17 protein-coding genes are annotated in these 23,813 nt (G+C 68.9%); 8 read left to right on the forward strand and 9 right to left on the reverse strand.

The genetic code is table 11. From position 1 onward, the window contains the following. Nucleotides 1-90: 90 nt before the first annotated feature. The 3 genes from HUA75_RS13190 (at nt 91) to HUA75_RS13200 (ending at nt 2,761) form a co-directional block, all read left to right on the forward strand. Nucleotides 91-1,056, forward strand: coding sequence for a fatty acid desaturase (locus HUA75_RS13190; protein ID WP_174486609.1), 966 nt, complete (start codon nt 91-93; stop codon nt 1,054-1,056). Between the two features lie 160 nt (nt 1,057-1,216). Next, entirely contained in the window at nt 1,217-2,338 is a 1,122-nt protein-coding gene (locus HUA75_RS13195; RefSeq protein ID WP_141649423.1) for a PilZ domain-containing protein, read from the forward strand. Nucleotides 2,339-2,365: 27 nt separating this feature from the next. Next, nucleotides 2,366-2,761, forward strand: coding sequence for a response regulator (locus HUA75_RS13200; RefSeq protein WP_141649424.1), 396 nt, complete (start codon nt 2,366-2,368; stop codon nt 2,759-2,761). Here HUA75_RS13200 and HUA75_RS13205 read toward each other — a convergent pair. Both HUA75_RS13205 and HUA75_RS13210 read right to left on the reverse strand, forming a co-directional pair. After that, the gene (locus tag HUA75_RS13205) at nt 2,722-4,242 is read right to left on the reverse strand and encodes an ATP-binding protein (protein ID WP_174486610.1); all 1,521 of its coding nucleotides are present in this window, start codon (nt 4,240-4,242) and stop codon (nt 2,722-2,724) included. The genes HUA75_RS13200 and HUA75_RS13205 overlap by 40 nt on opposite strands. A 512-nt stretch (nt 4,243-4,754) precedes the next feature. Further along, on the reverse strand, nt 4,755-6,539 hold the full coding sequence (locus tag HUA75_RS13210; RefSeq protein WP_174486611.1) for a monovalent cation:proton antiporter-2 (CPA2) family protein: 1,785 nt from the start codon (nt 6,537-6,539) through the stop codon (nt 4,755-4,757). A 173-nt stretch (nt 6,540-6,712) separates the two neighbouring features. Here HUA75_RS13210 and HUA75_RS13215 point away from each other — a divergent pair, with 173 nt between their 5' ends. From HUA75_RS13215 to HUA75_RS13225, 3 genes are all read left to right on the forward strand, one after another. Continuing rightward, the gene (locus HUA75_RS13215; RefSeq protein ID WP_174486612.1) at nt 6,713-10,057 is read left to right on the forward strand and encodes a hypothetical protein; all 3,345 of its coding nucleotides are present in this window, start codon (nt 6,713-6,715) and stop codon (nt 10,055-10,057) included. A gap of 251 nt (nt 10,058-10,308) precedes the next feature. Continuing rightward, nucleotides 10,309-11,592: a family 16 glycosylhydrolase gene (locus HUA75_RS13220; RefSeq protein ID WP_174486613.1), complete on the forward strand. Its 1,284-nt coding sequence runs from the start codon at nt 10,309-10,311 to the stop codon at nt 11,590-11,592. A 126-nt stretch (nt 11,593-11,718) separates the two neighbouring features. Further along, entirely contained in the window at nt 11,719-12,669 is a 951-nt protein-coding gene (locus HUA75_RS13225) for a hypothetical protein (RefSeq protein WP_174486614.1), read from the forward strand. 133 nt (nt 12,670-12,802) lie between these two features. Here HUA75_RS13225 and HUA75_RS13230 read toward each other — a convergent pair whose 3' ends face one another. The 3 genes from HUA75_RS13230 to HUA75_RS13240 form a co-directional block, all read right to left on the reverse strand. Then, on the reverse strand, nt 12,803-14,401 hold the full coding sequence (locus HUA75_RS13230; RefSeq protein ID WP_254614124.1) for an LVIVD repeat-containing protein: 1,599 nt from the start codon (nt 14,399-14,401) through the stop codon (nt 12,803-12,805). Between the two features lie 205 nt (nt 14,402-14,606). Then, complete coding sequence (locus tag HUA75_RS13235) at nt 14,607-15,059, reverse strand: hypothetical protein (RefSeq protein ID WP_141644491.1); 453 nt, start codon at nt 15,057-15,059, stop codon at nt 14,607-14,609. Between the two features lie 256 nt (nt 15,060-15,315). Next, entirely contained in the window at nt 15,316-16,176 is an 861-nt protein-coding gene (locus tag HUA75_RS13240) for a class I SAM-dependent methyltransferase (RefSeq protein WP_174486615.1), read from the reverse strand. Between the two features lie 75 nt (nt 16,177-16,251). Between HUA75_RS13240 and HUA75_RS13245 the strand changes: the two genes are divergently transcribed. Both HUA75_RS13245 and HUA75_RS13250 read left to right on the forward strand, forming a co-directional pair. After that, entirely contained in the window at nt 16,252-16,683 is a 432-nt protein-coding gene (locus HUA75_RS13245) for a helix-turn-helix domain-containing protein (protein WP_174460726.1), read from the forward strand. A gap of 131 nt (nt 16,684-16,814) precedes the next feature. Beyond that, entirely contained in the window at nt 16,815-19,235 is a 2,421-nt protein-coding gene (locus HUA75_RS13250) for an arylsulfatase (protein ID WP_254627560.1), read from the forward strand. 54 nt (nt 19,236-19,289) lie between these two features. Here the strand turns inward: HUA75_RS13250 and HUA75_RS13255 are convergent, their stop codons facing one another. The 4 genes from HUA75_RS13255 to HUA75_RS13270 form a co-directional block, all read right to left on the reverse strand. Beyond that, on the reverse strand, nt 19,290-19,652 hold the full coding sequence (locus HUA75_RS13255) for a VOC family protein (protein WP_141644488.1): 363 nt from the start codon (nt 19,650-19,652) through the stop codon (nt 19,290-19,292). 25 nt (nt 19,653-19,677) lie between these two features. After that, on the reverse strand, nt 19,678-20,484 hold the full coding sequence (locus tag HUA75_RS13260) for a helix-turn-helix transcriptional regulator (protein ID WP_254627561.1): 807 nt from the start codon (nt 20,482-20,484) through the stop codon (nt 19,678-19,680). A gap of 98 nt (nt 20,485-20,582) precedes the next feature. Continuing rightward, nucleotides 20,583-22,064: a potassium/proton antiporter gene (locus HUA75_RS13265; protein ID WP_141644486.1), complete on the reverse strand. Its 1,482-nt coding sequence runs from the start codon at nt 22,062-22,064 to the stop codon at nt 20,583-20,585. A 32-nt stretch (nt 22,065-22,096) separates the two neighbouring features. After that, a complete protein-coding gene (locus HUA75_RS13270; protein ID WP_141644485.1) occupies nt 22,097-23,794 on the reverse strand; it encodes an ATP-binding protein in 1,698 nt (565 codons plus the stop codon). Between the last annotated feature and the right edge of the window lie 19 nt (nt 23,795-23,813).

The following is a 23,813-nucleotide window of genomic DNA, read 5'->3' on the forward strand; positions in this document are numbered from 1 at the left end:
CCCCTACATGGTGAGGAAGCAGGCAGCCTTGCCCTGGAGGGGGAGCGATAGTTTTGGTTCTGCACGGACGCGTAAGGCAGACTGCCGGCCATGCTCCGTTACAGCGCCGACATCCGCACCCTCCTCTGGTGCCTGGCGATGCCCGTGGTGGCCCTCTCGATGTACGCGGCCCCCTCGCTCATCCCCTACCTGTGCCCGCTCGCGTGCTACCTGGCGCTGTCCGCGGGCGTCATCGCCCACAACCACAACCACAGCCCCACCTTCCGCAACCGGAAGATGAATGAGGCGATGGGCATGTGGCTGTCGTTGTTCTACGGCTACCCCACCTTCGTGTGGATTCCGACGCACAACCTCAACCACCACAAGTTCGTGAACAAGGCGGGCGACGCCACCATCACCTGGCGCTACTCGAAGAAGCACAACTTCCTCGTCGCCTTCCTGTTCCCCTTCGTCTCCACGTACTGGCAGCAGGAGCCGACGAAGGCCTTCATCGAGAAGGCGCGCACGCGCAACCGCGCCCTGTTCCGGCAAATCGTCCTCCAGTACATCGTCTGGGGCGGCACGCACGCGGCGCTCGTCGCGCTGGCCATTTATATGCACGGCGTGGCGGGCGGCCTGCGCATCTGGGCCTTCGCGTTCCTGATTCCGGCCTTCTTCTCGCTGTGGACCATCATGTTCTTCAACTACATCCAGCACGTCCACTCGGACCCCTGGAGCGAGCACGACCACAGCCGCAGCTTCACCGGCCGCCTCATCAACTTCTTCCTCTTCAACAACGGCCTGCACGCCGTCCACCACGAGACGCCGGGCCTGCACTGGAGCCTCCTGCCGGAGGCGCACGCCAAAATCGCGGCGGACATCGACCCGGAGCTCAAGCCCGTCAGCTTCTTCGGCTGGTGCTTCCGCTCCTACGTGCTGGCGCCCATCTTCCCCCGCTTCGGCACCAGGCAGGTGGGCCGCGCCCCGTATGACCCGCCCGCGGGCGGCACCGTCGACGTGTCCTTCGGCGACGAGCTGCAGGCCGTCGACTCGGGCGTCAACGTCGCTCGCGTCTGACGCACCCGCACACGCGGGCCTCGTGTGGGTGTCTCTGTCCTGTATTTCCCATCTCTCCCTGGAATCTGACCAGGGGGAGTATTCGCCATGTGGCTGATTCTCGTATCTCGCGGTCAGAGGTACGGGCGGGCTGGGGGGGATGCGGACATGGAGGCACCACATGAGGATGGCCCCAGGCCCAGTCCGTCCAACGACCCTCGAGGCGCCGCCCTCGCCCAGGGTGCTGTGGGTCGGCGTGGCCGGGGAGGCGTGGCTGGCACTGTCGCGCGCGGCCCGGGCACTGGGCTGTGAGCCGGTGCAGGCCTCGGCGCCCGGCGCGGTGAGCCTGGAGCTGTCGCGAGCGCGGCCCCGGTTGGTGCTGGTGCACTGGCGCCAGGTGAGCGAGCGCGGCCCCGGAGGACTGGGCGGCCTCAAGTCCCGCGTGGGTGCGTCCGGTGCGCCGGTGGTGCTGGTGGCGGAGCCGGAGACGCCCGCCGAGGTGCTGGAGGCGGCGGACGCGGAGGGCGTGGAGGACTGCCTGCTGGCGCCGGTGGGCGAGGCGGCGGTGCGCGCGCGGCTGGCCACGCTTCTGGGCGCCCGTCCCCCGCCTGTCACGAGCGAACGCTACAGCCCGCGCGTGGTGCTGCTCGCCGGAGGCGCGGGAGGCGCGCGCACGTGGGCTGGGCTGGGCTCGCTCCTGGAAGTCAGTGGCCACCACCTGCTGTACAGCGCCACGGTGGAGGGCGCCGCAGCGCGGGTGGAGGAGCACGGCTCCGCCCCCCACCTGCTCATCGCCGTCGGTGATGGGGCCCGGGGCGGGGTGTGGGCGCGCTCGGGCACGGCCGCTCGCGCGTTGCTGGAGGGCGTGCCCTCGCTGACGGTGACGCCCGCGGAGAGCGGGCGCGCGGCGACGCTGCTGCCGCGCATCCACGCGATGCTGGGGCGCGAGGGCGCGTCGCTGCGGGTGGAGGAGCGGGTGCCCTTCTGCTGCCCGGTGGAGTTCGGCGAGGGAGGGCCCCAGGGGCTGGCCTGGACGTCGGGCGTGTCCTTCGCGCTGAGCCCGGGGGGCCTCTTCGTGCGCACGCTGGTGCCGGCGCGGCCCGGGGCGGCGGTGACGTTGCGCATCCACCTGCCCACCACGGGCGAGCGGCTGGAATCCCACGGCGTGGTGGCGTGGGCCAACCCCTTCGCGCCGCGCGACGGGCTGTGTTGTCCCCATGGCATGGGTGTGCGGTTCATGGGCATGGGCCCGCCGCGCTTGATGCACCTGCGCCAGCTCTGTCAGGCCACGGCCTCGCCCTGAAGGCGCGGGCCCGGGAGGCGCTTCGCCATGCGACGCAAGAAGGTCCTCCTCGTCGATGACTCGCACACGGTGCTGATGCTGCACCAGATGATGATGGTGGAGCGTGGCTTCGAGACGCTCATCGCCCGCGACGGGCTGGAGGCGCTGGAGCGCGTGCGGGACGAGGCGCCGGACCTGGTCGTGCTCGACATCCTGATGCCGAACCTGGACGGCCTGGAGACGTGCCGGGCGCTGCGCGGGCGCGAGCCCACCCGCCACACGCCCATCATCCTGTGCAGCACGCGAATGGAGCCGGACTGCGTGCAGGCGGGCTTCGAGAGCGGTTGCACCGACTACCTCACCAAGCCCTTCGCGGGCTCGGAGCTGGCGGCGCTTTTGAATCGCTACTTGGGCTCGGAGCGGGGCACGCGCGGGGGGGACTGACCGGGAGGCCGCGCCGGCAGCGAGCGGCGGGGCAGCGTCACCATGAACGTCGTGCCCTCCTCCTCGGTGGAGCTGACCTCGATGCCGCCGCCGTGCGCCTGGACGATTTCCCGGACGATGTAGAGGCCCAGGCCGTAGCTCATCTTCAGCGTGCGCGTCGTCTGCGGGCCGCTGCGGAAGGGCTCGAAGAGGTGGGGCAACAGGTGCGCGGGGATGGGGCGCCCGCCGTTGTGGACCTCCAGCACCAGCTTGTTGGCCCGAGCCACGCGCGCCACCAGCTTCACGGGGGTGTCCGCGGGGCCGAACTTGAGCGCGTTCTCCAGGAGATTCGAGGCCACCTGGCCCAGCCGGTCCGGGTCCCACATGCCCTGCGTGTTGCCCTTGTGCTCCACCTCGATGACGCGCTCGGGATAGGCCACGCGGAACTCGTGGGCCACGCGCTCCACCAGGTCCTTGAGGTCCACCGGCCGGGGCTCAATCGCCACGCCACCCATCAGCCGCGTGCGCGTGAAGTCCAACAGCAGGCGGGTGAGCCGTTCAATGCGCACCGCCGCGGTGGCGATGCGCTGGCTGGTGCGCCGGGCGTCCTCGGCCGTGCCGGACTCCGCCATGACGCGAGACCAGTTCATGATGGCGCCCAGCGGGCTGCGGATGTCGTGGCTGACGATGCCCATCAGCTGCTCCTGGAACTCGGAGTGCCGGCGCGCCTCCTCTTCCGCCCACTTGCGCTGGGTGATGTCGCGGCTGATGCCGAACAGCCCCACCACCTTGCCGTCCGCGTCGCGCAGCACGCCCTTGGTGGACAGCCACACGCGAGGGCCCTCGACGCCCGGCTGCCCGTCCTCGTAGGTGACGGTGCGGCCGAAGGCGAGCACCTCCCTGTCGTTGGCGGCGTTGACGCGCGCCACTTCGGGCGCGAACAGCTCGTGGTCCGTGCGGCCCACCATCTGCGAGATTTCGTAGCCCACCGCGCGCGCGCCCGCGTTGTTGATGAGCTGGTAGCGGCCCTCCAAATCCTTCGTGTAGACGGCGTCCGTCGTGCCCTCGTGGATGGCGCGGAACACCTCGCTGGCGCGCCGCAGCTCCTCGCGCACCCGGTGCTCTCCGGTGATGTCGCGGCAGTGCACCAGCAGGCCCCCGGGCACCGCGCGCGCGCGCACGTCGAAGCACAGCTCCCGGTCCGGCCACTCGTGCTCGAAGCGCGTGGCGGCCTGCTGGGTGGCGGGCTGCTCGAAGCGCAGGTGGTCGCGCAGCTTCAAGAGGCCGGGGCACGCGCGGCGCACGTCGTCTCCGGGCCCGGCGACGCCGTCCAGCAGCTCCGCCATGCGCGGGCTGACGTAGGTGAAGCGCCAGGCCGCGTCGAGCGTGAAGAAGGCGTCCGGCAGGCCCTCCAGGAGCGCATGGAGCGGTACGCCGGACGCCTCGGATTTCGCGGGCGGGGCCGGGGGACGCTGGCGCTTCTTGGCGGGGGTGGGGGGCATGCGTCGTCGGGTTTCGCGGGGGGGCCAGGGTCCAGGGGATGAGCGGAGCGGGGTGGGCCGTCAGCCGGTGGGAGGCCTGTCCGGCGCGTTCTCCGGTGCCCAGGGGGGAACGCCCGGTACACGAAGCCGTCGCGGCGCGTCGCCTCTCGCCCGGATGGGGACGAAGGGCGCCACTGGCGCGAAGGCGCCTCGAGCTTCCGCGTGGGCCGATGCACGGAAGGGGGCGAGGATGAGGGTTGCGGTGAGGCGGGGGCGCATCCGGGGAGAACCATACTCCGCTCGCCGTCTCCCGCGAGCAGCCGGTGGGGGTCCCCCCCTCGCTCGGCGCCTTCCAGGGCATGGAGGGGGCTCGGAACGGGCGTCTCGTGCGGCTTCGCTGCAACTCGAACGGATGAATGCGCCCCGGGTGAATGCGGGTTCAGATAGCCTGGAAAATCGAGCCGACCTGGGATGTGCTGTTTTTAGCTTGAGTCTTGAAGACCCGGGAGGTCGGCCTGCCCGGGGCTCGGCGCTCATGCGGACTTCTTCGCCTCGGCGTCGTCCTGCTCGAACAGGCTCTCCAGTTCCTTGCGAGCGCGCGCGGCGGCCTCCACGAGCTTCTGCTCGTCGCGGTGGAAGAGGGCCGTCTCGCGCAGGAGCTTCTCGTCGTGGTCTCTCAGGCGCTCCATGACGCGGTGGCTCTCGGAGAAGGTGAGGCCCATCGTCTGGAGGATGTCGCCGCCCATCTCCACGCTGCCGGCGAACGTCTCGCGCATCACGTGCTCGATGCCCAAATCGAGCAGCCGGTACGCATGCACGCGGTTGCGTGCGCGGGCGAAGATGGTGAGGTGGGGGAAGTGCTCCTTCACTGTCTTGGCGGTGCGCATGGAGGCCTCGATGTCGTCGATGGCGAGCACGAAGACGCGGGCCTTGTCGGCGCGGGCGGCGCGCAGCAGGTCCAGCCGGGAGGCATCGCCGTAGAAGACCTGGCTGCCGAAGCGCTTCATGAAGTCGATGTGCTCGGGGCTGGCGTCAATGGCGGTGAAGGTGATGCGCTTGGCGCGCAGCAGGCGGCCGACGACCTGACCCACGCGGCCGAAGCCGGCGATGATGACGGGGTGGTCCTCCTCGGGCGCCACGTCGTACTCGCGGGCCTGGGTCTTCTTCTGGAAGCGGGGACGACCCCAGCGCTCATAGGCGGCATAGAGCAGCGGCGTGGTGGCCATGGACAGGCCCACGACGACGACGAGCAGGTCCGCCAGCTCCGTGGACATGACGTGGAAGGACACGGCGAGGGCGAAGAGGACGAAGGCGAACTCACCGCCCTGGGAGATGACCACGCCCAGGCTGAGGGCCGGCTCGTTCTCCTTGAGGTTGAAGCGTCCCAGTCCGTAGAGCACGGCGCCCTTGATGGCGACGAGGCCTACGACGAGACCGGTGATGAGGCCGGGGCGCTCGGTGATGAGGCCCAGGTTCACGCTCATGCCCACGGCGATGAAGAACAGGCCGAGCAACAGGCCCTTGAAGGGCTCGATGTCGGCCTCGAGCTCGTGGCGGTACTCGGACTCGGACAGGAGCACGCCGGCGAGGAAGGCGCCCAGCGCCATGGAGAGGCCCACGGCGTTGAGGAGCGCGGCGGTGCCGACGACGACGAGCAGGGCGGTGGCGGTGAAGAGCTCCTGGCTGTGGAACGACGCGACGGCGCGGAAGAGGGGGCGCAGCAGGAAGCGGCCGGAGAGCACGACGCCGACGAGGACGGCGACGACCTTGAGGCCGGTATGCCAGCCGGGCTCGACGGAGGTGGCGTCGGTGTGGCCGAGCAGGGGCAGCAGGGCCAGGAGGGGAATGACGGCCAGGTCCTGGAACAGGAGGATGCCGAAGGCGAGCCGTCCGTAGCCGGTGGTGAGCTGGTTGCGTTCGGCGAGCAGTTGGAGCGCGAAGGCGGTGGAGGAGAGGGAGAGGCCGAAGCCGGCGATGATGGCGGCGGCGGGGGGCAGTCCGAAGAGGAAGCACGCGGCGGCGAGCAGGGAGCCGGTGATGAGCACCTGGGCGCCGCCCATGCCGAAGACGGAGTGGCGCAGGTTCCACAGGCGTGAGGGCTGCAGCTCCAGGCCGATGACGAACAGGAGGAGCACGACGCCCAGCTCGGAGAAGTGGAGCACGTTCTTCACGTCGCCGATGAGCTGCGCGCCGGAGGGGCCGATGACGGCGCCGGCCACCAGGTAGCCGAGCACCGAGCCCAGACCGAGCCGCTTGAACAGCGGAACGGACACCACCGCGGCGCCGAGGAACACCAGCGCCTGATGCAGGAAGGACATGCCCCGCTTCCTCGCACGGACGCCCATGCCGGGCAATCACAGCCCCCGGGCTCGCCAGTCAGCGGGGACCCCCGACACCGGGAAGGTGGGTCGCATGTAACCGACTGTGTGCCGGATGCGTAATCCAGTGGCAGCAGGCAGCCACGCAGTCCCCCACACCCCCGGAGCCGCCGATGCCCCCGCCGCGTATATCTCGCAGAGAAGCACCCCCTCTTCCGCCGCCGCCGCCGCCGCCCAAGCCGCCTCCGGACCCCAAGGTCGAGAAGGCCACCAACGACAAGAAGACCGCGACGACGCTGCGCACCGACGCGAAGAACAAGTCCGTCAAGGCCCAGGCCGACGCCGCGAAGGCGAAGCAGGCGAAGACCGCCCATGAGAAGTCCACCAAGGAGAAGGGAGTCGCTCAGAAGGCGCTCGACACCTCCAATACGAACTACCAGCGCCTCCTGGACCGAGGAGACTCACCCGCCGGCCGCACGCCTGCCCACGCCGAGTCGGTGAAGAAGGCGAAGAAGCAGGTCGACACCGACCAGGGCCGCGTGGACAAGGCCACCCAGACCTTCAACGGCACGCAGCAGAAGCTGACCCAGGCCGACACCACCGCGCGCGACTCCAAGCAGGACGCAGTCACCGCCTCGGACAAGGCCCTCCAGGCGCAGAAGACCGCCAACGTCAGCGCGAAGCAGGCCGGGCAGCCCGAGCCCTTCCCCAAGGCGAACGAGGTCACCGACACCTTCGACGCTGGAAGTCTCAGCAAGAAGGACCAGACGAAGCTGTTCGGCACCTCCGCGCCGGTGACGCCGGAAGAGGCGGCGCGCGCCGATGTCACGCGCGTGAACGACGCGGTGAAGAACTCCCCGCACAAGAACGAAAGCGCCGTCGCGGGCGCGGAGGAGCTGCGCAAGCAACTGGCGCTCAACCCCGACCCCGCCTACCGCGCCGCGCTCTGGAAGGAGTCCAAGCCGCAGCGTGACGCGTTCGTCGACGCGCAGGTGAATGACCGCTCGGTGCACCACTCGAAGACGCCGGAGCTCATGAAGTCGCTGGCCCAGGGCGCCGACATGGTGGGACCGGAGGCGCGCAAGGAGCTGGCGGGTCAGCTCCTCTCGGCCTCGAAGTCCACGTCGCTGGACGGCGTGGGGGAGCCCGGCCGCTCCTTGAAGGAGAACGCCAAGGACCCGGCGGTGGCGAAGCTGGGCGGAGAGATGGTGAGCCAGCTGCGCGCTGCGAAGCGCTACAAGGACGCCGACTCCCTCTCCAACGTCGACCCCGCCATCAAGGCCCAGTCCATGCCGAGCAAGCTGGACCAGAAGCTCCAGGCGGAGGTGGACCTCAACTCCGTCTCCGAGGAGCGCGACGGCCTCAACGCGCGCCAGAAGACGCTGGACCAGGAGACGCGGACCACCGCTCGGCAGACGCTGAACGACGTCGCGAAGAACCCCAAGTCCAAGGAGCCCTTCACCGTCGAGCCCGGCGCGACGAAGGACCACGCCGTCCTCGTGCGCAAGGACAAGGCGGGCAAGGTGACCGAGCGCCTGGAGGTGTCGTTCCAGGGCGACAACGTCAAGGTGGACTCGACCCAGGTGGACAAGAAGGGCGACGCGCGCCGCACCGTCTTCGAAAGCGGGGGCCCGGAGGGGCCGAGCACGTCCACCGATACGCGCTGGAAGCAGGACGCCTCCACGCCCGCGCCGTCGCTCGAGGACCTGGCCGCGGGCAAGGTGAAGGGCGCGTCCTACTCCGCCACGAAGTTCGAGGGCGGCAGCAACGCGAAGCAGACCACCACCCAGCGCACCCCGGACGGGACGCTGACGGAGACGAAGAAGGAGTACGGGGGCTCGGACAAGACGGACCACGTCAACGGCAAGTTCGACGAGTTCAAGAACCACTCCTCCACCGACACGGTCCACACCACCACCACCGTCATTCCTCCTCCGGGAGCCAAGGACGAGAAGGGCAAGCCCGTGAAGGCGATGGTCGTGGAGGGGACGTCGTACTCGCAGGGAAACGAGCTGCGGCTGACGAAGACGGAGACGAAGGCCGTCGACTCGCCGGTGAAGGGCGACCGCCCGGCCGGCGCGGAGGAATTGGCCAAGGTGGAGAAGGATGCCCGAGGCGCCGACGACGCCGCGCCCACCAGCTACGTGCTGGAGAAGAGCGGCGACGGCGAGCTGAACACGCAGACCTTCTTCGAGGGACAGCCCAACGTCACGCTCGTCACGCGCAAGAAGCTGGAGGGAAACACCGTCACCGAGACGACCGAGGGACGTGTGCCCAAGCCCTCGGACAAGGATGAAAAGGAGCTGGTGGACATCAAGGGCACCAGCACCACCACGTACAACGACAAGGGCCTCATCACCGCCAGCCACTCGGACCAGACGGACCCCACGGGTGTCCGCCGGGTGAAGGACTTCCAGCGCACCGAGTCGCGCAACGCGAAGGGCGAGGTGGAAGTCACCGAGCGCACCAGCGGCTTGGAGGAGGGCGGCGACAAGCCCAAGCGCACCTACGAGCAGGCGCTGACGACGGCGCAGACGCCCAAGGGCCCGCAGGTGGTGCGAGCGGAGTCGAAGCTCACGGGCCCGGAGGGCTCCGCGGAGGCGTCCATCCCGCCCGAGAAGCTGACCGTCAATGGCAAGCCCATCGCCGACCCCCAGCAGCTCAAGGCCAGCCTGCCGCCCGCGCAGGCCGCGCTGGGAGCCTATGCGGTGAACGGGTTGCAGGAGCAGCTCAATAGCTTCTCCAAGCTCTCGGCGCTCCATGCCCAGACGCTGGAGGGCGCGCCGGAGGCCCCGGAGAGCGCGGGCTGGGATGTCGCGGGAGACACGGTGGACTACGGGCTGGCGCGGCTGGCGCAGGAGGCCAACACCACCGCGGCGACGAAGCAGGGCAAGCCCGACCCGGCGAACAACCCGAAGTTCTTCAGCTTGAATCCCGTGGAGGAGTTCAACCAGGAGCTCACCCTGGACCTCGACAAGGACCAGCGCCTCGGGGTGGGTGCCGTGGGTGGCTTCCAGGTGATTTCCGGCGCGAAGGACGTCGTGTCCGGGGTGGGGGACTTCAAGAAGGCCCTGGACGAGCAGAACAAGCTCGACCTCGTCAAGAGTGGCCTGGGCATCATCGACGGGGCGAGCGGAGTGGTGGAGGGCGCGGAGCTGCTGCGCTTCGCGGCCAAGGGCACCGGCACCACCATCTCCCCCTCGGGAGAGCTGGGCGGGCGCGTCAATCCCATCAAGCTGGCGGAGTGGTCGGGCCGGCTCAGCGCGGCGGTGGGTGTCGTGAGCGGCGGAATCCAGGTGGCCGAGGGAATCGCCAACGACGACAAGTACCAGGTGGCGCTCGGCGCGGTGCAGGCCGGTGGCGCCGTGGCGGGCTACTTCGGCACGGCGGCGGCGGTGGGCGCCTTCGGCGGGCCCGCGGGAGTCGCGGTCGCCCTGTCGGTGGGGCTCGTCACCATCGGCATTGGCAGTGCGATTGAGCGCGAGCGCTCCCACGCGCTCGCGGACCAGAAAATCTGACCGAAGTCCTCCGCCCGGCCGGAACAAGGGCCGGGCGGAGCCCGACGTGGCCAGTGGGTGCCTTGCCTATTTGAATCCAGACACGCGCCGGAACTCAGTGGCGCATGGAATTCGAATCGCGAGTGGAAAACCCGCAATGACATAGGAACATCTGCGAGGTTTGTCTTTCGGGGATATGCGACGGGGCTCCTGTTTCCCTCCACCCCGAGGTATTCATGCGTCAGCGCGTCACGACAACGGGTCGAACCTGGATGAGTTTGTTCTGCACCGCCGCCCTCTTCACGGCGGCAGGTGTGGCCGCCGCGGAGGACCTTGTCCTGCCCGCGGGCAACATCCTGTCCAACCCTTCGTTTGAAACGAACCTCACCGGCTGGTCGACGTGGCAGGGGACGCTGGCCCGGGTGAGTCACGCGTCGGCACCGGATGGTGCGTACGTGGTGCGCGTCACGCGGTCGGCGGGGGATGCCTATTCGCTGGATGACGCTCCGGACGCGGTGGCCTCCACGACGGTGGGCACCGTCTACCGGGCACAGGTCTTCATCGCGGCGAGCAACGCCGGGACGGTGGGCAAGCCCGTGGTGCTGGCCGTCCGGGAGCGCAATGGCGCGGGGACCTCGGTGGGGTACGCGGAGTCTCCGGAGGTCGGCCTGACGACGGCCTTCCAGCAACTAACGGTGGAGACGACGGTGCAGCAGACGGGCAACACGCTGGATGTGTATGTCCTTCAGTCCAATGCCACGGCGGGCAATGCCTTCCTCGTGGACGCGCTGACGCTGGCGGTCGTCCCTCCGCCGACGCCGGGCGAGCCGAGCCAACTGCTCTGGAGTGACGAGTTCGACGGACTCGCGGGCACCCTGCCGAACCCGCAGGTGTGGGAGCCCGTCACGGGCGGCATGTGGGACAACGGTCGGACGATTCAGCAGTACACGGCGCGTCCCCAGAACGTGCAGCACGACGGGAGTGGCCACCTGAAAATCATCGCGCGGCGAGAGACGTATACCGGCGCGGACGGCGTGACGCGCGACTACACGTCCGCGCGAATCCACTCGAAGGGCCGCATGGAGCGCCAGTATGGCTACGTCGAGGTGCGGCTCAAGGCGCCCACGGGGCTGGGCACCTGGCCCGCGGCGTGGATGATGGGCTCCACGGGGGAGTGGCCCGCCAACGGAGAGTTCGACATCTTCGAGGGCGAGGGGCCGCTGCCCACGCTGGCTCACGGCACCATTCACGCGCCCGGCATCGCCTACGGTTGGGGACCTCCGGGACAGGTGGACTACGCGCCCGCGCGCGTGGGTGACGCGTGGCGCACCTTCGGCATCTTCTGGAATGCCAACCGCGTGGAGTGGTACGCGGACCGAATCAAGCGTTTCACCTTCCCGCGTGGCACCACGGGGACGTGGGTGTTCGACCAGCCCAACCACCTGCTGCTCAACCTGGCGCTGGGGGATTTGGGCGGAGACCCGACGAACACCGTGTTCCCCCAGGTGCTCGAGGTGGACTACGTGCGCTGGTACGCCAACGCGCCGTCGAACTGACCGGGGTCTCCATGCCTCCAACCGGGGCCGTCCACGGCGGCCCCGGGCGACCGACCCTCTTCGGGCCAGGCGAGCATCGCCTGCTCCCTCGCTGACCCGGCGCCCTCTCGTTAGAGTGCCGGGCTCATGCTTTCACCGCTCCAGCCTCTCTATCTGCTTCTCGTGGTGGAGCCGTCGACCTGTCCCGAGCGACTCCGTGAAGTCGAGGCTTGGGAGGCGCGGTCCGGCCGCTCGCTTCCCGCCGTCGTGCGCGAGTTCTTCACCGGCCTTGCGACCATTCCGATGGCGCCCAATGAATACCAACGCAGGGTGTGGAATGCCCCCGAGCCAGGAGCCGTCATCGTCGGACGCGTGACCGACGATGAATGGGAGGTGTCGCTTCCGGACCTGTGGGCCGAATACCGCGATGGCACGCTCGAGACGCTGACGTCCGTGCTGCCCTCCGTCGAGCGCGCGACTGACGACGAGCTCGATGGCATCACGCCTCCGAGCGCTCTCCACGGGCCGCTGGTCTATTTCCAAACCGATGTCATGCGCCAGTGGCGCGTGTTCTTCGAACTGGACGGTTCGCGCGACCCGCCTGTCCATGAACACCACCGCGACCGTGGTTGGTCACCCCCGCGTTCCTTCTCGTCGTGGCTCTTCGAAGCGTTCTTGGACGGGTACCTCCACCAGGACATGGTGCCGTATTCGTTCTGGGGAAAGAACGCCGACCTCGCGCGCTCCGAAGCGGCGTGCCCGGTGCAGCCCTTCAGGAATGGTCGCTGGTTGCGAGCGTCGCAGGGGCCATTCAGCGCTGAAGCGCATGCGGCGCTCAAGGAGCGATTCTCTTCCTATTCACGCGCGTACGCGACGAAAGCCACGCTCCACGACTTCAGCCTGGCGGAGGGTGGTTGGATCTGGATTGTCGCCGATGAGGATTCGTCGGAATGGTGGATCGCCGGCGAGACGAACGAGCATGTCGTCGAGCTCGCTCGTGCGGCGCGCGACCTTGGCCAGTTGACGGCGCCGCTCGTCGCCGATACGCCCGAAGGCGCGGCGGTGCTCGAACTGCTCGGCGCTACCGTGCCACTGTGAGCCGTGTCGGGCGAATCCTGTTCAGGTCGGTCCTTATCCACCTGGCGCTGGTACGCCAATACGCCGTCGAACCGACCGGGCCTCCGCGCCTCGAACCGGGGCCCTCAACGGCGGCCCCGGGCGGGTGCGTCGCTCAGGGCTCGTCGAAGATGAGCAACCCTCGTGCGTCATCCACCACGTACACGTGCCCATCTCCTGGCACGCGAATGCCGAGCGCGCCCTCGTACTGGCCGTCCTCGCGCTTGGGGTCTGACTCCCTGTAGGTGTTGAAGTGAGCCACCTGTCGGGGCTTCGTGGGATTGGAGACATCCAGCACGCGCAGGCCCTCATGGTACCAGGCGATGTACAGGCGCGTGCCCACCAGCAGCATGTTGTGGATGGAGGCGACGTCGCGCAGCTTGAACTCTCCGATGAGCTCGATGTTCGTCGGGTCATCCACCTTCAGCACACGCAGGTGGGCGCCCTGTCGCTCGCCGCCCTCGAACGCCACCGTGTGTCCGCCCAGGGTGCCCACCGCGCTGTGATGGCTCACCGCGCCGTAGTAGGTGTACTCGCCCAGGTGCTCGAAGTTCTCCGGGTTGCGCACGTCGAGAATCTGGTAGCCGCCGCTCATGTGACTCACATAGAGGCGGTCTCCGTACGCGAAGGCGTCGTGTGGCACGCCATAGATGCCGGTCCCGATGCCGCCCAGGCTCTCGCGGTGCAGGAGTCGTGGCTCGGTGGGGGTGGTCACATCAAAGAGCAGCACCTCGGCGTTCCGTCCGGTGGACATCGCATAGAGCCGGTCTCCATCGACCAGCACCGTGTGGATGTCGAGGGGCCCTCCGCCCGGGTAGCTCTGGAGAAAGACGGGACTGGCTGGATTCGAGATGTCGAAGACGATGAGGCCGGAGCTGGCGCTGGCGACATAGAGCGCGTCGCCCTTTGACCACACGCCGTTCCAGTAGTTGTCGCCCGGCAGGCTGATGGACGTCTTGAAGACGGGCCGTCGCCGGTCCTTCACGTCGAAGACCGTCAGCCCGCCCGGCTCTCCACGGCGCTGGATGGACACCACGTAGGCATGGTCCTTCGCGACAAAGACGTCCACGGACTGTCCCAGCTCCACGTAGGACTCGGAGCGCAGCTTCAATCCGCCCGAGGACTCCGCCTCGCCGCGAGCCCAGCTCATCCGCTCGGCGCGGAAGGTTCCATGCACATAGGTGGAGCCATCCGCGCAATAGCTGTAGCAGCCCACGAACTCCCGGGGAGACACCGCCTCGCAGCCCAAGGCGAACTGTTCGAAGTACACACCAGAGGCCGTGTTGGTGTAGCCCATCGACGCGGAGAACTGCCCGTCGCCGAGCTGGGATGAACTGGAGGCTATCCCGTTGAGGAACTCCACCTGTCGCCCATCGGGGCTCAGTCGGAGGCCCACGGCCGCGGTGGCCATCTCCCTTTGTGGCTGCATGTATTCGACGCGGACCACGCCACGGTAGACGGCGCCCTCTCGCTCGAGTGTGTCCAGGGACGCTCGATTGCACGAGGAGAGGTCAAAGACCTCGGGTGAGCCGCAGGGGGCGGAGATGTCCTTTCGCACCGTGCAGGTCGCGAACGGACCGGTGTCCGCGATGATGTCTCCCTGCTCCTTCAGCGGCGTGTACAGCCCGTCCCACGGCTCCGCCTTCGGGTCCGAGTCACAGCCGGCCAGGGCCAGGAGGCCCATCAGTCCCGCGGTGCGGAGACCTTGCTTCATCCCAGTCATCGATGCCTCCCCAAGGAAGAGCCCCCGCACACTTCGGGGGCTCAAGGCGACATGACTCTAGGACAATCCCCTGCGCCGATGCTCACGGTCTGCTTGTCGCTCGTTGCGTATGAGGAGTCCATGCGAGGAATCCACGAAATACACGCAGCCATCCAGGTCCTGGATGAGCTGCTACCGGGTGCGGTCAGCGAGCAGCTCAACTGCAGGGGACCCAGTCTGGGTGAACGACGGTGCTCGACTGGGCTCCCGTGGAGTCGACCACATACACCTTGGGTTTGATGGAGGTGTCCCCGGGGAATGTCTCGGTGGGAGCGTAGCAGCCATAGCCGCGCAGCGTGGTTCCGGGGTTGAAGAGCGAGGTGTAGACCTTGTTGGTGTCGTAGCGGTACGTCTGTTGCCCCCAGTAGAAGGTGTAGGGCGCGACGCCGCCCGATGCCGAAGCGACACAACCCAGGCTCCCACCCACGGGACGGGTACAGATCAATGTCGCCACAGGGACGACCAGTGCCTTGCTTGCAGTGCCCACATCCTCGGGGATGGGCTCACCCGCGCTCGGCTCGCCCTCGGGCATACCGCCACAGGCCGTCAGCGACAGGCTTGCTGCGAGGACAGCGACAAGGCTCCGGCGGGGCATTGCAGGGTATGACATTGTGGGCCTCCAGGGGATGGAGGGGATTCTGCCTGACCTCTGTGTCTGGGAATAGTCGAGTCAGGAATGACATGGGGTGGGAGCCCTTTTGTTTGTCAGGGAATGCGTGTGATGCTGGCTGTCCTTCCAGCCCGGAATGGGATTCGATGTGTCTGGATGATGATGTGCGTTTGATTGAAGCGGCTCGCCCAGGTGTTGCCAGGGGCGGGCCGCTGTCGACCTGCCACCGAAAGCCCAGGCGGCATTGTTGATGCTGCTAGCCGACTGACGCGGAAGGCGCCCGTGCGCATATCCACCAGCAGGCCGCGGTGAAGCGGACCTCCGTGCCATGCACGAAGGGCTCGAAGGCGACGCGGACCGCGTCGACAACCTTGGTGCGAGTCCGCTCGTCCGTCTCCTGGAGGAACATTCCGACGGGCCCGAGCCGGGACAGGTAACGGACCAGCTCCTTCTCGGGAAAGGCGCACTCGACGTCGATGGGCCGGAGTTCGACCCCGGCCCAGCCGCTCTCTTCCAGGATGGATTGGACCCGGTGCGGGTCCGCGAAGGCGAACTGTCCCGGGCCACCCGGCCGACGGGCAGGGAGGTTCGGCAGGAGCGGTGCCGCCGTGCGCTCGGAGGTGGTCATGAACGGATTCTCCGCCGCACTCCGCCAGGCGATGAACCGGAGCTCCGCGCCGTCCCTCGCGGCACTTCTCAGGTTCGTGAAGGCCCGGACCGGGTCGTCGAAGAACATGACGCCGAAGCGAGAGATGAGCTGGTCGAAGCTCGCGGGCTCGAACACATGGCTCTGCGCGTTGGCGTGGACGAACCGCGCAGGCGTGCCTTCCCGCTCCGCCCGCGCCCTCGCGGTGGCGAGCATCGGGTCCGAGATGTCGATGCCGAGACAGCGACCTTGCGCCCCCAACCGTCGAGCGACGGCGAGCGTGGTGCCACCCGTGCCACAGCCGATGTCGAGCACCCGGCCTCCAGAGTCCGGGGACACCGCCGCGACGAGCATGTCCTCGAGCGGCTTGTACATGGAGTCGATCAACTCCTGCATGTCGACCCAGGCGTGCCCGGCGGTGCCGTTCCAGAGTTTCGTCTGCTCGTCTCCAAGTGGGTTCGTCGCGGTCATGGATGTCTCCTCCGACTTGCCTTCAGGCAGCGTAAGCTCGACTGTGCCACTTCAAGTCGACTTGAGGTCAAGCAGGTGAGAGACCTGGACATCACGGAGGTGGCGCGGCGGTCCGGCGTTCCCGCCTCGACGCTGCGGTTCTATGAAGGGAAGGGGCTGCTTGCCTCCACCGGCAGGCGGGGCCTGCGCCGGCTGTTCGCTCCCGATGTCCTGGAGCGCCTGGCGCTGATTTCACTGGGGCGCGCCGCCGGCTTCTCGCTCGATGACATCGCGCACATGTTCGCGCCGGACGGGCGGCTGCGCATCGACCGACCCCTGCTCGTGGCCAAGGCGGAGGAACTCGACAGGACGATTCGCGAGCTCGGCATCATGCGCGACGGCCTTCGGCACGCCGCTGTCTGCCCCGCGCCGAGCCACCTGGAATGCCCCACCTTCCGCCGCATCCTGCGCGCCGCCGCGTCCGCCCCGACGACGGGCGCGCGAAGGAAGAGGACTCCAAGCCGCTAGCTCCAGGAGCACCGCGTCACCCTTCGGGGACCTGACACACCCTCCGCCCGGTCCCTCGTCCGCCCGAGCCGCCAGGCCGATGCCGTCGTTCACGCGGCCCTTCACCTTCAGGCGGTGCCCGGGAGGCCCGTATGAGCAAGGACAAGCGCAAGAATCAGGGTGGCAACGGTGGCGGGGGTGTGAAAGCGGACACGATGAAGACCTACCGGGAGGGAGAGCGCTTCCCTGGCCGGATTGGTCGCACGTACGAGGAATCAGAGCCGGCCTTCCCGATGCCACCCAAGGCGCCGAAGGACGCGCCCAACATCCTCTACGTCATCCTGGACGACGTCGGCTTCGGCTGGTGTGAGCCCTTCGGCGGCATGATTCGCACGCCCACGCTGATGAAGCTGGCACAGCAGGGCCTGCGCTACACGCACTTCACCACCACCGCGCTGTGCTCGCCCACGCGCTCCTGCCTCGTGACGGGCCGCAACCACCACTCCGTGGGCATGGCCAACATCACCGAACTGGCCACGGGCTTCCCCGGCTACAACGGCCGTCAGCCGCAGGACAAGGCGGGAGTACCCGCCATGCTCCATCAACACGGCTACACCAGCTACTGCATTGGCAAGTGGCACAACACGCCTTCCGAAGAGACGACCATCGCCGGGCCCTATGACCGCTGGCCCACGGGCTCCGTCTTTGGCTTCGACCGCTTCTATGGCTTCCTCGGAGGCGACTGCGACCAATGGGAGCCCAAGCTCTTCCTGGACCGCGAGGCCGTCGACCCGCCGGCCACGCCCGAAGAGGGCTACCACCTGTCCGCGGACCTGGTGGACCGGGCCATGAGCTGGATTTCGCAGCACCACTCGGCGGACCCGGCGAAGCCCTGGCTGACGTGGCTCGCGCTGGGGTGCGCGCACGCGCCCCACCACGTCGCGCCCGAGTGGGCGGACAAGTACAAGGGCCAGTTCGACCTGGGCTGGGACGCCTACCGCGAGAAGGCGCTGGCCCAGCAGAAGAAGCTGGGCATCATCCCCGAGCACGCGAAGCTCGCGCCCATGCTGGAGGGCGTGCAGAAGTGGGACTCGCTCTCCGCCGACGAGAAGCGCCTCTTCGCGCGCATGGCGGAGCTGTACGCGGGTTTCATAGAACACGCCGACGCGCAGCTCGGCCGGCTGATGGAGTTCCTGGAGCGCACGGGGCAGCTCGACAACACGCTGGTGTTCGTCTTCATCGGGGACAACGGCTCCTCGGGTGAGGGCACGCTGACGGGCCTGTTCAACGAGCAGTCCGTGGCGAACAACGCCGAGGAGACCGTGGCGCAGAACCTGGCGCGCATCGACCAGTTCGGCCAGCCCGGCTCGTACAACCACTACCCGGTGGGCTGGGCCATGGCGGGCAACACACCGTTCCAGCTCTGCAAGCAGTACACACACTTCGGCGGGGTGCGAAACCCGCTCATCGTCCACTGGCCGCGCGGAATCGAAGCCAGGGGCGAGCTGCGCACGCAGTACCACCACTGCATCGATATCGTCCCGACGATTCTGGAAGCGATTGGCGTGGAGGCCCCGCGCTTCATCAACTCCGTGCAGCAGGAGCCCGTCGAGGGCTACCCGATGAACTACTCGTTCAGCGACGCGAAGGCGCCAACCAACCACGTCACCCAGTACTTCGAGATGCTCGGCAACCGGGGCCTGTACCACGACGGCTGGAAGGTCGTGACGTACCACGGGCGCAAGCCGTGGGAGAACAAGGCGCGGTGGAGCTTCGACGAGGACCACTGGGAGCTCTACAACGTCGTGGAGGACCCCACCGAGTCGAACGACCTGATGAAGGGCAGGGACCGCGCGAACCTGAGCGACCCGATGGTGAAGAAGCTCATCGAGCTGGTGGGCCTGTGGTGGGCGGAGGCGGGGCGCTACCAGGTGTTGCCGCTGGATGACCGCTTCCAGATGCGCGCGCTGGGACGCGCGGGGCTCTACGCGGAGCGCGAGCGCCTGACGTATTACGAGGGCGCCGTGCGCATCCAGGAGTTCGCCGGGCCGGACACGAAGAACCGCTCCTGGGAGATGACGGCCCAGGTGGAGGTGCCCGCGGGTGACGCCCGAGGCCCCGTCGTCGCGCTCGGCGGAAGCTCCGCGGGCTTCTCGCTGTACCTCAAGGAGGGCGTGCCGGTGTTCTGCTACAACTTCCCCGGGCCCGAGCTGACGTATCTGCGTGGCAAGGAAGCGCTGAAGCCCGGCAAGCACGTGCTCCGCTACGAGTTCGAGAAGACCGGACCGGAGCCCTTCGGCGCGGGTGGCACGGGGCGGCTCTTCGTCGACGGGAAGAAGGTGGCGGAAGCCCAGATTCCCAGGACGGTGCCGGTGGGCTACTCCATGGATGAGACGTTCGACGTGGGCTGGGACAAGGGCACGGCGGTGAGCCCCGAGTACCCGTCCAACTCCCGCTTCACCGGCCGCGTCCTGCGCGTGGACTTCGACCTGAAGCCGGACTTCCACCCGGACCACGCGGACCCGACGAAGAAGGCCGAGGCCCGCTTCCAGCACGAGATGATGCGGCAGTAGCACCGCGCCGAAACGCTCCCGGTGGGCCACACGCCGGGAGCGCCTCGCCCGAAGTCACTTCAGACAGACGGCCTCGACGTTGTTGCCGTCGGGGTCCTTCAGGAACGCGGCGTAGTACGTGGGGCTGTAGTCGGCGCGCACGCCGGGCTTCCCGTTGTCTTGACCGCCGGCCTCCAGCCCGCTCGCGTGGAAGCGGTCCACGGCGGCGTGCTGCGAGGCGCGGAACGCCAGGTGGGTGCCAGGCCCCGTCGCGCCCTGGGTGGGGTAGAGCCACAGCGCGGGCTCACCCGGTGGGCCAAAGCCCGCGCCCGAGTCGTCCCGTGAGCACAGTCCAAATCCCAGGGGCGCGAGCGCGGCGGTGTAGAAGCGCACGCTGGCGTCCAGGTCCTTCACCTTCAAGCCGATGTGGTCGAACACGATGACCTCTGTGTGAGAGAGGCCGTCACCGTATGGGGCGAGGGGCGAGTCGCTCTTGGAGGAAATTGCGCTCGCCCCGGGCCGCCTGACGGAAGCGTCCGGGGGACACTCCGGCGGCGCGGTGGAAGGTGCGCACGAAGTTGGAGAGGTCGCCGAAGCCGACGTCGAAGGCCACGTCGGTGATGGAGCGCGAGTCGTCCGCGAGCAGCCGCGCCGCGTGACGCAGGCGGGAGCGCAGCAGGTACTGGTGCGGCGTCACGCCGACGACTTTCGAGAAGAGTCGCAGGTAGTGGAACGGGCTGAGCCCGGCCTCCTTCGCCGCGCCCTCCAGGTCGATATCCTCGCCCGAGTGCGCATCCAGCCACAGCGCCGACTCCACCACGCGCCGCCGGTCCACGGGCCGCGCCGAGGGCGCCTTGTCGGTCCGCCCCGTGACGACCTCGGCGAAGCGGGCCGCGAACACCAGGCCCACCTCGTCCATCCCCACGTCGCTCGTCCCTTCGGCGGTGGCCTGGGCCAGCTCCCCCAGCACCATCAGCTCCGGCAGGGGCGGAACCCCGCCGCTGCGCCAGCCATCGGGCGAAAGCCCCATCGACTCCAGCAGCGCCGGAGCCAGCTTGAAGGACAGGCACTCATCGCCGCGGAGGTGCTCGTGCGAGCACATGTACTCATCCCCGGGGTGACCTATCAGCAGCGAGCCCGCGACCAGCTCGAAGGACTCACCGCGCGTGCGGTAGCAGAAGGTGCCCTTGCGCACGTAGGCCACGGAGAAGGCGCGGTGCACCTCGGCGAAGGGCGCGTCATCGGGGCCGGCGTCGCACCGGAAGTCCATGACTTGAATCGACTCACGCTCAAGGACTGTCGAGACCCGCATCGCCCGCCCAAGCTAGCGGCCGGTCCAGACCCGGGCAATGGAAACGACGGCCGTGGCTACTCGTCCTCCTGCTGGCCGAAGAGCAGCCGCAGCAGGGCCAGGTCCTCGGTGTGGCTGATGACATACACGTGGTCCCCTTGCTGGAACACGGTGTCGCCCTTGGGGGCGACGAGCTCCTGGCCTCGCACCAGCAGCATCGCGGAGGAGCCCGGAGGAAAGGGCAGGTCCGCCAGTCGCTCGCCGGCCACGGCGGAGGCCTGGTGGATGTAGAACGAGCTGACCTCGCCCTTGAGCAACTGCGTGGAAGCGATTTCGAGCACGGCCTGGGGCGGCTCGGGCACGTTGGCCGCGAGCCCCAGCTTGCGTGTCACCCACGGCACCGTGGCGCCGGGTACCAGCCCGTTCACCACCACGATGAAGAACACGATGTTGAAGATGTCTCGCGAGCCCTCCGTGCCGGACAGCACCGGGAAGGTGGCCAGGATGATGGGCACCGCGCCGCGCAGTCCCACCCAGCCCGTGTAGACGATTTCCCCCAGGGGAAACCGGAAGGGCAACAGGCACAGCAGCGCCGCCAGCGGCCTCGCCACGAAGGCGAGGATGAGGCCCAGGCCCAGGCCCACTCCGGCCACGCTGATGAGGTTGCGCGGATACACCAGCAACCCGAGCACCAGGAACATCAACACCTGGGACAGCCACGCCAGCGCGTCATGCACGCGCAACAGGCCGGTGCGGTAGCGGATGGTCTCGTTGCCCAGCGCGATGCCCACGATGTACACGGCCAGGAAGCCGCTGCCGTGCAGGAGCGTGGGCAGGCCGAAGGACAACAGCGCCAGGGCCAGCGTCATCACCGGATAGAGCCCCGCCACGCGCAGGCGCAACCGCTTGAGCAGGAGCCGCGCGCCCCAGCCCATGGCCAGGCCCAGGCCGGCGCCCACCACCATCTGCACCACCGCCTCCACCGCCAGCTCCCACCCGGGAGGCTTCCCGCTCGCCAGGGTGTGCGTCAGGCCGGTGGTGAGGATGACGGCCATCGGGTCGTTGAGGCCCGACTCCAGCTCCAGCGTGGTGCCCACCCGCCGCTTCAGGTGCAGCCCGCTGCCTCGCAGCACGGAGAAGACGGCCGCCGCGTCCGTGGAGGAGACGATGGCGCCCAGCAGCAGCGCCTGCGTCCACGGGAAGTCGAAGAGGAAGTGCGCCGCCGCGCCCATCAACGCGGCCGTGGCCACCACGCCCACCGTCGCCAGCACCGCCGCCGGGCGCAACGCGGAGTGGATGGCCGCCAAGGGCGTGTTGAGGCCACCGTCGAAGAGGATGAGGACCAGCGCCACCGTCCCCAGGCGGAAGGCGAAGCCGTAGTTGTCGAAGTCGATGCCGCCGGGCCCGTCGGAGCCGGCCGCCATGCCCACGCCCAGGAACAACAGCGCCACGGGGATGCCAAAGCGGCCGGACGCGCGGCTGAACAGCACGCTGAGCGCGAGCAGGGCGCCGCAGACGGCGAGCAGCAGGGCGGTGGGAAGCGGCTCCGTGGTGATCATCCGGGGAGGACTCTACCCGTCCCCGGCGAAACTCAGGCGTCCGCGCGAGGGCGTGGGCGGCCGGAGTGGGGCGCGGTGGACACGTGGGCCAATGGCAGCGTGAAGGAGAACGTGCTGCCCTCGCCCGGAGCGCTCCGCGCGTGGATGCTCCCGCCGTGGGCCTCGACCAGTCCCTTGGCGATGGCGAGCCCCAGCCCCGTGCCCCGGCTGGCCGCGTCGCGCGCCTGCCAGTACCGGTCGAAGATGTGGGGCAGCGCCTCCGCGTCGATGCCCGCGCCCGTGTCCCGGACGTGGAAGCACACCTCGCCGTTGCGCACGGACGCCCCCACCTCCAGGTCGCCGCCCGCCGGGGTGAACTTCACCGCGTTGCCCAGGAGGTTGCCCATCACCTGGAGCACCCGCGTCCTGTCGCACCGGGTGCGCACGTCCTCGGCGGGAGGCTGGGGGTGCAGGTGCAGTCCCTTGGCCTCCGCCAGGGGCCGGATGGACTCCATCGCCTCCGCGACGAGCCCCGCCACCGAGTGCTCTCCCAGCTCCAGCGGCAGCCCGCCCGCCTCCAGCCGGCCCCAGTCCAGCAGGTCGGAGATGAGGCGCGACATCCGGTCCGTCGCGTCCTGGATGCGCGTGGCCTGCTTCGTCACGCTCTCTCCGCCCGGCCGCGCGCCCGGCCCGCGCAGGAGCAGCGCCGCGCCCAACTGCACCACGCCCAGCGGGTTCTTCAGGTCGTGCGACACCACGGCGAGCAGGTCCTCGCGCGCCCGGGCGGCCCTGCGCGATTCACCCACCAGCCGCGCGTTGTCGATGGCGAGGCTGGCGCGCAGGCACAGGTCCTCCGCCAGCGCCAGGTCATCCGGGCCGTACCGCCGCCCCGAGCCCGAGGAGACGAAGGTCACCGCGCCCAGCGTGTTCCCGCGCGCGCGCAGCGGGATGATCATGTACGAGCGCGCTTGGAGCGTGCGCAACAGGGCCGGGTGCGCCGGCTCCGCCGCCGCCGCGCGCAGGAGCGAATCCGTCACCGCGGGCACCAGCTCCGGCTCCCCGGTGTACAGCACGCGCAAGAGACCCACCGGTGCGTCGTCGCGCTTCTCGATGCGCTGGGGCAGCGTGCTCGCGCGCTCCTGCTGCGTCGGGTCCAGGCAGGCCGCCGCCACGCGGGACACCCACGGGCCCTGCTCCAGCGCATCCACCAGACACCAGTCCGCCAGGTCCGGCACCGCCAGGTGCGCCAGCAGCGTGTACATGCCGTGAGGGTCGGGCGGATGGGTGAACAGCGTCGTCATCGCCTGGTAGAGGAACGAGCGGCGTCGCTCGGCCTGCTCGACCTCCGCGCGCGCCGCCTGCTCCAGCTCCAGGGCGCGGGAGTACACGGCCTCGGCTTCCGTGAGCGGCCTCGCCGTCACCAGCACGGTGCTTGTGCCCTCCTCGGTCGCAAGGGGCGTGAGCACCAGCGCGTGGCGGCGCAGGCCCGTGTCCACCGGCCAGGGCAGCTCCACCGTGACGGCGTCGCCGCGAGTCGACGCCTGGACTCGCGCCACCTCCAGTCGCGCGGCGTCCTCCACGGGTACGCCGAGCTCGGTCCACTGACGGCCTTCCAGCCCATCGGTCCCCCGGCCGAACGCCCGCGCTCCCGAGGCGCTGCACGCGAGGATGCGACCCGTGGCATCGAGGACGTAGGCCGGGTCGGGGAGCGCGGTGAAGGCGGAGACGAAGGAAGGCAGGGCAGGGCTCATCGGAACGCGGAAGGGCTGA

Source organism: Myxococcus sp. CA040A, from assembly GCF_013336725.1.
Taxonomy (GTDB): Bacteria; Myxococcota; Myxococcia; order Myxococcales; family Myxococcaceae; genus Myxococcus; species Myxococcus llanfairpwllgwyngyllgogerychwyrndrobwllllantysiliogogogochensis.